The sequence below is a fragment of the Synechococcus sp. BA-120 BA3 genome (assembly GCF_034931285.1).
Lineage (GTDB): Bacteria > Cyanobacteriota > Cyanobacteriia > PCC-6307 > Cyanobiaceae > Cyanobium.
This window is the reverse complement of the sequence record NZ_JAYGHZ010000313.1, coordinates 1-7,991: the sequence shown is the minus strand read 5'-3', so window position 1 is coordinate 7,991 and position 7,991 is coordinate 1. Positions and strand designations below refer to the sequence as shown.

Genomic DNA, 7,991 nt, shown 5'->3' with positions numbered 1-7,991 from the left:
GACGAAGACCTGATCGCCGTCGCCGCGCTGCTGGAGGCCCGCCGCGGGCCGCTGCCGTCCCCCCGCCCCGTGGCGCCCCTGGCGTTCCCCCTGGATCTGGCCGGCCACAACCGGCTGGTGCCGCTGCTGGGTTGGAACGCCTGGAAGAGCCGCCGCGGCGAGGCCCTCGGAGATCTCGAGCCCGCCCGCTTCCGGCGTCTCACCGACGACCTGCTGCGCCGGCGCGGTGATGGCGGAAAATCGATGCCGGCGCGCCCTGCGTCCCCCTGACCCCCACCTCCCCATGAACATCGACGGCAGGCCCTGGCGCACCATCTGGCTGGAGGAGGGCGGCCGCTCGGTGGGCGTGATCGACCAGACCCTGCTGCCGCACCGCTTCGTCACCCGCTCGCTCACCAGCGTCGAGGAGGCGGCCGAGGCGATCGTCACCATGGTGGTGCGGGGGGCTCCCCTGATCGGCGTCACCGGCGCCTACGGGTTGATGCTGGCCCTGCAGGCCGACCCCGGCGACGCCTCCCTGGCCGCGGCCTTCGAGCGCCTCGATGCCACCCGCCCCACCGCCATCAACCTGCGCTGGGCCCTGGATCGGGTACGGGCCAGGGTGCTGCCCCTGGCGCCGGAGCAGCGCGCCGAGGCGGCCAAGGCCGAGGCGGCGGCCATCGCCGAGGAGGACGTGGCCATGTGCGAGGCCATCGGCGACCACGGCCTGCGCCTCTTCCAGGAGATCGCCGCCCGGCGCCCCGAGGAGCGCCGCGGCCAGCCCCTGAACGTGCTCACCCACTGCAATGCCGGCTGGCTGGCCACGGTGGACTGGGGCACGGCCCTGGCGCCGATCTACAAGGCGCACCGCTCCGGCCTGCCGATCCACGTGTGGGTCGACGAGACCCGCCCCCGCAATCAGGGGGCCAGCCTGACGGCCTTCGAGCTGGGCCGTGAAGGGGTGCCCCACACCGTGATCGTCGACAACGCCGGCGGGCACCTGATGCAGCACGGCCGGGTGGATGCGGTGATCGTCGGCACCGACCGCACCACCCGCACGGGCGATGTCTGCAACAAGATCGGCACCTACCTCAAGGCCCTGGCCGCCCACGACAACGGCGTGCCCTTCTACGTGGCCCTGCCCGCCTCCACCATTGATTGGTCGATCGGCGATGGGGTGAAGGAGATCCCGATCGAGGCCCGCTCCCCCCTGGAGGTGACCCGCATCGCCGGCAAGCCCGCGGCCGGGGAGCCCACCAGCGTGCAGCTGGTGCCCGACGGCAGCGACGGCTTCAACCCCGCCTTCGACGTCACCCCGGCCCGGCTGGTGACGGCCCTGATCACCGAGCGGGGCGTGGCGCCGGCCAGCGAGGAAGGGCTGCAGGCCCTCTACGCCGCCCCGGTGGCCGCGTGCTGAGCCGCTGCCCGTCGCCGCCCGGGGCCCGATTCAGAGCGAGGGCCGCAGCAGGCTGATGGGTGCGCCGGGGCCGTCCGGCCGGACCGTCAGGGTGGAGTAGGTCCAGGTGCCGGCTTCCTGGCGGGCCTCCACGTAGAGGGTGCCGCTGCCCCGGGATCCCTGCAGGGGAATGGCCAGGCTGGCCTCGCCCGTGCCGCCGGAGAGTTTGACGTTGCCGGAGACGAGGAAGCCCCCCTGGATCGGTGTGCCCAGCCGGCCGATCACCACCGGATCCCGCTGGGCCTTCGCCAGGGCCTCCTTGTAGGGCGTGGTCGACTTGAGCAGCCCGAACACGAGGCTGACGATCAGGGCGATGAAGCCCGCCACGCCGACGAGCCCGGTGAGACAGCCGGCCGGCACCAGCCATTTCCAGTGGCGGGCCCACCAGCTGGGGGCCGGCGTGCTGTCCATCGGGTGACGCGGGTCCGCGACCCCTCAGAGCCCTTCGAAGCGGACGTTGAGGTTGAGCTGGTTCGGGCCGATGGCGGTGGCCTGGAGCACCAGGGCGGCCGCCTTGCCGTCGGCGGTGCCATCCACCTTGGTGCCCGCCGGGGGATCCAGCACCAGGTTGAAACCCCAGGGGCCCACCACCGTGTTGATCTTGCGCTCGCTGTAGCCCTGCTTGGCCAGGGACGCCTTCACCTTGGCGAGCAGCTCGTCCGGCTTGCCGGGCAGCTGGGTGTTGAGGCTGGTCTGGCCGATCGCATTGGCGGCGAACAGGCTGGCGGCCGGCTTGGGCAGCGGCAGCGCCAGGCCCTTGAGCAGCGATCCCGCCGGGGTGGCCAGGGCGGCCCCGCCGACCAGGGAGCCGGCTCCCACCAGCAGGCAGGTGGAGAGGGCCAGGAGACGGGGACGCCAGGGCATGGTTCGGTGGCGGGATGGAAGGCAAGGTAACCCGGAATACCAGGCGCGCCCCACTGTTGCGAAGCCCACAACAAGAGGCGACTGTCGCCCCCGGTCGGCCTCGAGCTGTTCGGGTTGCTGGTGGCGCGCCTGATGCTGGTGACAGCCGAACCTTTGGCGCCATGAGCGGTCCGAGCCCCTGCCGGGCCTGGCCCTGGATGGCTTGGGCCGTCGGCTGATGGGCCACGGCGGGGTGATCAGCTTCAGCCTGCACGGCCGGATCTGGCTGGCGGTGGCCCCGCTGTCTGCCCATCGCTGCTGCGCATGGCGACTCCTGATGCCATCTCAGCCCCGGGCATGAAACAGTCGCCCGTAATGGCTCGGAACGGACACCCCGCTCAGCCTCTGAGCACGCACCTGCACCACCTCGCCACTGAGCAGATCGGTCCACGAGCCGTCGAAGGGGAAGGTCAGATCAAGCCAGTGCGGCTGGGCAGAGAAATTCACCGCCACGATGAAACGCTCCATGACCCCATCCAACCCTTCACCCCAACGGTGAAACACCAGGAGCTGGCGGTGGACGTCGATCCCAAACCCGTCCGCATCAAAAATCTGGGCATGGACGTCGACAAAGCGCGGATGGAAGTTTGAACTGGTGAGCCCGGAATGGTGCCGGCGGATCTGGATCAATCGGCGGTAGAGCGTTCCCAGGGCCTGCCCCACGTCGTCATCACGATGCTCCCAGCGCAGCGGTCGGGGCCGTACCCTGTCGCCTCCCATTTCCGGCAGGTAGGCCTCTTCTCCCCACTCCTGTCCGTTGTGGAGCATGACGGTGCCCGGTGCGGTGAACAGGGCGATGGCGTGGGGTTGGGTTCGGTAGCCGTGTGGATCGCGGGGTACGTTGATGGCATTGCCGCCGATCTTGTTGACCAATGTTCCATGGTCATGATTTTCGATGTAGGTGATGGCCGCCTTGCCCGGCAGGCAGTCACGGTTGGCATCAAGGGCCCGGAGGTAGGAAGCGGAAAGCGTTCCGCTGCGGCCTGACTCAAAGGCGGCAAACAGCAACGGATCGTACCAGGTTCCAGTGGCGTCAATGGAGTTGGCATCATCGATCGCCTGGTAACGGTTATCGGTCAGATTCTCAAGGATCAAGGAGAAGTTCTCACGGCCCATGGAGCGCAGTAGGTGCCGCAGGCTGGCGATCAAGGTGCTGATCCCGGGGTCGCCGCCGGCCCTTCGATAAAATCCTCTGACATAATCGAAGCGGAGACCATCAATGTCGAACCGTTCGATCCAGTAGCGACAGACATCAAGGATGAACTGACGTGTGCAGCCATTGGCGAAATCCAGATCCTCAAAGAAAGCGCCTTCTTCAAAGACGCCAACAAAGGGGCAGTCGTCACGGTTCTGATAAAGCTGGAGATAGGGAAACTCGCTGCGAACATGGTTGAAGACCCCGTCCATGATGATGGCGACACCTCGTTCGTGGAGGGCGTCGATCAATTCTCTCAGGCTGAACAACCGGTTCACGATTTCGCCGGCTGGGACTCCAGAGAGGTCGGTGAGGCGTTCGTCGACTGAGAAGAAAAGATGGGGCTCGTAGCCCCAGTTGAAGCCGCTTTCGGGGACTCCGGTCCAGGGCATCGGCTGCACCGTGGTGACCCCCAGATCGGTGATTCGATCCAGGTGGTCATGCACAAGATCGAGCATGTTGCGCTGGGAGCGATCGCCTGGTAACCGGGCTGTGAAGTCGTCGATCATCAGCTCGTAGATGATCTGGCGTTCTGGAAGCGGCGGAGTCGGTCGGGGTCTTGTGCTGTTGGAGCTGATCAGATTGCCGCCCACCACGAAACCGGAGTTGTCACTGCCGGCGATGTGGCAGCCATGGCGCGTGCAGGGATCGTTGACCCAGCGGGTGACACCATTCTCGAAGCGAACAAAAAACTTATAGGCGTAGAACCCTGCGCTGAGCTGGGTGGTATGGCTGTAAAGCAGGCCCTGCGGGTGATCTTCCAGCACCATTCGAGGAGCCAGCGCCGGATCCCATTGGCCGGCATGGAACGTCCCGGGGATCGCGATCTCGGCGATGTGGGGCTGGCCTCCCCGGCCGTATTGGAGGATGTCCCGGGCGCTGTCCGGAAAGAAGAGCCGGAATGTGACCTGACCGCTCTGGTGATCAACCGTGGGTCCGAATGTCTCGTACATCGCCGTGATAGGGATGACGATTGAAAACTAGCGATGGGCAGGTGGTCTGGCATGGGGCCGGATCTCCTCTGCAGCGGTAATGCCTCCGGGGACCTTGGGCGGCGGCCTCGGTCACAATGCCCCTGGATGACAGGCGTCCTTATGTCTTCCGCCCACTCGCTGTCCATGGTTCGGATCCCTTCCCAGGCCCAGCCCGCCGCTCCGGCCCTGACCGCCGCCGCCCCGCCCCCCAACTGGGTGGCCTCGCGTCACCCCCTCGGCTGGCTGATCGACCGGCTGCTGGCGGTCGAGCCCCTGCGGCGTCTGCTGTTCCTGCAGGCCCGCCAGCTGATCATCCGCACCGCCGAGCACCGCGGCATCGCCTGGCGGGCCCGGCGCGAGGAGCTGGTGCGCCAGGCCGAGCCGCTGCTGGCCAGCAGCACGGATGCGGCCACCCAGGTGCCGGCCTACTACCGGGCCCGCTTCCACGCCTACCAGCAGGGCAACCTCTGCTGGCAGGCGGCCGGCGAGGCGGAGCAGGCCACCGACGCCATGGCCCTGCGGGTGTGGCCGGGGGAAACCCTGGAGCCCCAGGATACCCAGCGGCGGCTGAGGGAGGCGATCTTCGCGGCGATCGAGCCCAGCCTCAGCGGCCCGGTGCGCAGCGCCCTCGACATCGGCTGCTCGGTGGGCGTCGGCACCCTGGCCCTCCAGGACTGGCTGGAGCGGCGCGAGGGCACAGGCGTCGCCGTCGACGGTCTCGACCTCTCCCCCCAGATGCTGGCGGTGGCCCGGGTCCGTGATCCCGGCGGGCGGATCCGCCGCTGGCACCACGCCGCCGCCGAGGCCACCGGCCTGCCGGCGGCCAGCGTCGATCTGATCACCCTCCAGTTCGTCTGCCACGAGCTGCCCGCAGGCGCCACCCAGGCGGTGCTGCGGGAGGCGGCCCGGCTGCTGCGGCCCGGCGGGGTGGTGGCCCTGGTGGATCAGGACCCCGATTCCGATGTGATCCGGCGCCTGCCGGCGCCGATCGCCACCCTGCTCAAGAGCACCGAGCCCTACCTGGCCGACTACTTCAGCCTCGATCTGCCCAGGACCCTGGAGCAGGCCGGCTTCCGCGACGTGCGCCGCGAGGCCTGCGACCCCCGCCACCGGGTGCTCGTGGCCGTGCGCTGAGGCCCCCTTGGGGTTCAGCCCCAGCCCATCAGGGCGATCTTGCCGATCGTGCTGCCGGAGGCCAGCTGGGCGTGGGCGATCTCCAGGTTGGCGGCGTTGATGGGGCTGAAGGTGCGGCCGAGGGTGGGGCGCAGCTCGCCGGCCTCCAGCAGCTGGGCGAGCCGGTCGAGGATCTCCCCCTGCCGCCCCATGTCGGCGGTCTGGAACTGGGAGCGGCTGAACATGAACTCCCAGGCGAAGGTCACGCTCTTGGCCTTGAGCCGGTTGAGGTCGAGGGGGTGGCGGTTGCCCACGATCGCCACGATCGACCCCAGCGGGGCGATCAGCTCGGCCATCACCTCCCAGTAGGCGTCGGTGTCGCTGAAGTTGGCGATCAGGTCCACCGCCCCGAAGCCCAGGGCGGTCAGCTGGGGTGCCAGGGGCCTGTGGTGGTCGACGACGTGGTGGGCCCCCAGCTGCCGCACCCAGGCGGCGCTTTCGGGGCGCGAGGCGCTGGCGATCACCACCGCCCCGGCCCGGCGGGCCAGCTGGATGGCGATCGAGCCCACCCCGCCGGCGCCGCCGAGGATCAGCAGGCTGGGATCCTGGCCGCCCCCGCCACCAGGGGCACCCTCGGCCGCACCAGCGTCCGGATCGAGATCGAGCCGCTCGAACAGGGCCTCCCAGGCCGTCAGCCCCGTCAGCGGCACGCTGGCCGCTTCGGCCCACGAGAGCCGCGCCGGTTTGCGGCCCACCAGCCGCTCGTCCACCAGCACGGCCTCGGCGTTGCAGCCTGCCCGCCCCGCATCGCCGGCGAACATCACGGCATCCCCCACCCGGAAGCGGCCCACCCGCTCCCCCACCGCCGCCACCACCCCGGCGCCGTCCCAGCCCAACTGCCGGGGCGGATCCCCTTCGCCCACGGCGGCCCGCAATTTGGTGTCGATCGGGTTCACCGCCACCGCCTCGATCCGCACCAGCAGGTCGCGGGGGCCGGGGACGGGCTCCGGCAGCTCCGTGTCCACCAGGGCTGGGGTGGCGAGGATCGCTTTCATGGCGGCGGGCTCAGTAGCGGCAGTAGCCCACCTCCCCCTTCAGGGGCGGTTTGCAGGGGAAGCGCAGCGGCACGAAGATCCGGTTGCCGTTGGCCTCGTTGGTGAGGGTGATGTTGCCCTGCACGAACAGCTCCCGGCGCCAGATCCCCCCCAGCCGATCGCGCAGCAGGTCGCTGCCGCTGGCGTCCTTGCCCTTGGCGGACACCTCCCGGTAGGTCATGGACAGGCCGTCCTTCCATCGGATCTTCAGGCCGCCGGGGAGCTGCTCATCGACGCAGGCCAGGGGCTTGTCGTTGTACGCGCAGTCCTTCCAGCCGTCGCGGGGGATCTGGGGGGGCACCGGTTGCTCGGCCCGTGCGGGGGCCGCCATCCCGGCGCCCACCACCACCCCCGCCGCCAGCATCAGGGGCAGCACCAGCGGGGACGCGGCCAGGCAGGCCCACGGCCCCGGGACCTCGCGGCGGCAGCGGCGGCGGCGGATGGACACGGGCAGCCCCTGGAGGATCGCTCCCCGTAGTCTCCCCCCAGAGTCCCCGTTTCGCCCCATGGCCGTGCAACATCGCTGGTCGGATGCCGCCGCCCGCGAGGCGATCGCCCGCTATGGCGACCAGGGGGTGAACGAAGACCTGGCCCTGCGCACCTACTCGGCCCGGCTGCTGGGGGCCGACCCCGAGCTGGTGCTGCACGGCGGCGGCAACACCTCGGTGAAGACCACCGTGCACGGGCTGCTGGGTGAGCCGATCCGGGTGCTGTGCGTCAAGGGATCGGGCTGGGACCTGGGCACGATCGAGCCGCCGGGCCATCCGGCGGTGCGGCTGGAGCCCCTGCAGGCCCTGCGGGTCCTGGAGTCCCTCAGCGACGAGGCGATGGTGGCGGCCCAGCGCCAGAACCTGATCGATCCGGCCGCCCCCAACCCCTCGGTTGAGGCGCTGCTGCACGCCTTCCTGCCCCACACGTTTGTGGATCACACCCACTCGATCGCCCTGCTGGCCCTGGCCGACCAGCCCGATGCGGCCGAGGTGTGCCGGGAGGTCTATGGCGATCGGGTGGCCCTGGTGCCCTATGTGATGCCCGGTTTCGCCCTGGCCAAGGCGGCGGCCCTGGCCTGGGAGGCCGCGGCGGCCGCCGGCACTGAGCCCGAGGGCATGGTGCTGCTGCAGCACGGCCTGTTCTCCTTCGGGGCGACGGCCGAGCAGAGCTACGACCGGATGATCGACCTGGTGCGGCGGGCCGAGGAGCGCCTGGCCCGGGGAGAGCGCTCGTTCCATGCCGTGGCCATGCCGGAGCGCCCGGCCCCTGCGGCGGCGGTGCTGCCG

General features: G+C 69.9%; 9 protein-coding genes. 4 read left to right on the top strand and 5 right to left on the bottom strand.

Going from position 1 to position 7,991, the window contains the following annotated elements; translation table 11 throughout:
• A partial coding sequence (locus VB737_RS12990; RefSeq protein ID WP_500313550.1) for a hypothetical protein occupies window positions 1–270 on the top strand: 270 nt, incomplete at its 5' end.
• 13 nt (window positions 271–283) lie between these two features.
• A complete protein-coding gene (gene mtnA, locus VB737_RS12985) occupies window positions 284–1,396 on the top strand; it encodes an S-methyl-5-thioribose-1-phosphate isomerase (protein ID WP_500313549.1) in 1,113 nt (370 codons plus the stop codon).
• 30 nt (window positions 1,397–1,426) lie between these two features.
• On the opposite strand, the gene VB737_RS12980 is transcribed toward mtnA, so the two are convergent.
• From VB737_RS12980 to VB737_RS12970, 3 genes are all read right to left on the bottom strand, one after another.
• Window positions 1,427–1,846: a cytochrome c oxidase assembly factor Coa1 family protein gene (locus tag VB737_RS12980; protein ID WP_500313548.1), complete on the bottom strand. Its 420-nt coding sequence runs from the start codon at window positions 1,844–1,846 to the stop codon at window positions 1,427–1,429.
• Window positions 1,847–1,870: 24 nt separating this feature from the next.
• Complete coding sequence (locus VB737_RS12975) at window positions 1,871–2,299, bottom strand: hypothetical protein (protein WP_500313546.1); 429 nt, start codon at window positions 2,297–2,299, stop codon at window positions 1,871–1,873.
• Window positions 2,300–2,623: 324 nt separating this feature from the next.
• Complete coding sequence (locus VB737_RS12970; RefSeq protein WP_500313544.1) at window positions 2,624–4,486, bottom strand: hypothetical protein; 1,863 nt, start codon at window positions 4,484–4,486, stop codon at window positions 2,624–2,626.
• A 207-nt stretch (window positions 4,487–4,693) separates the two neighbouring features.
• Between VB737_RS12970 and VB737_RS12965 the strand changes: the two genes are divergently transcribed.
• Window positions 4,694–5,641 carry a class I SAM-dependent methyltransferase gene (locus VB737_RS12965; RefSeq protein WP_500313552.1) on the top strand — a complete coding sequence of 316 codons (948 nt, stop codon included), beginning with the start codon at window positions 4,694–4,696 and terminating at the stop codon, window positions 5,639–5,641.
• A gap of 14 nt (window positions 5,642–5,655) precedes the next feature.
• Here the strand turns inward: VB737_RS12965 and VB737_RS12960 are convergent, their stop codons facing one another.
• Window positions 5,656–6,675, bottom strand: a complete 1,020-nt coding sequence (locus tag VB737_RS12960; RefSeq protein WP_500313542.1) for a zinc-binding alcohol dehydrogenase family protein — start codon at window positions 6,673–6,675, stop codon at window positions 5,656–5,658.
• A gap of 10 nt (window positions 6,676–6,685) precedes the next feature.
• Entirely contained in the window at window positions 6,686–7,162 is a 477-nt protein-coding gene (locus tag VB737_RS12955) for a hypothetical protein (RefSeq protein ID WP_500313540.1), read from the bottom strand.
• Between the two features lie 58 nt (window positions 7,163–7,220).
• On the opposite strand from VB737_RS12955, the gene VB737_RS12950 reads away from it, so the two are divergent.
• On the top strand, window positions 7,221–7,991 hold a 771-nt coding region (locus tag VB737_RS12950; protein WP_500313539.1), incomplete at its 3' end, for a class II aldolase/adducin family protein.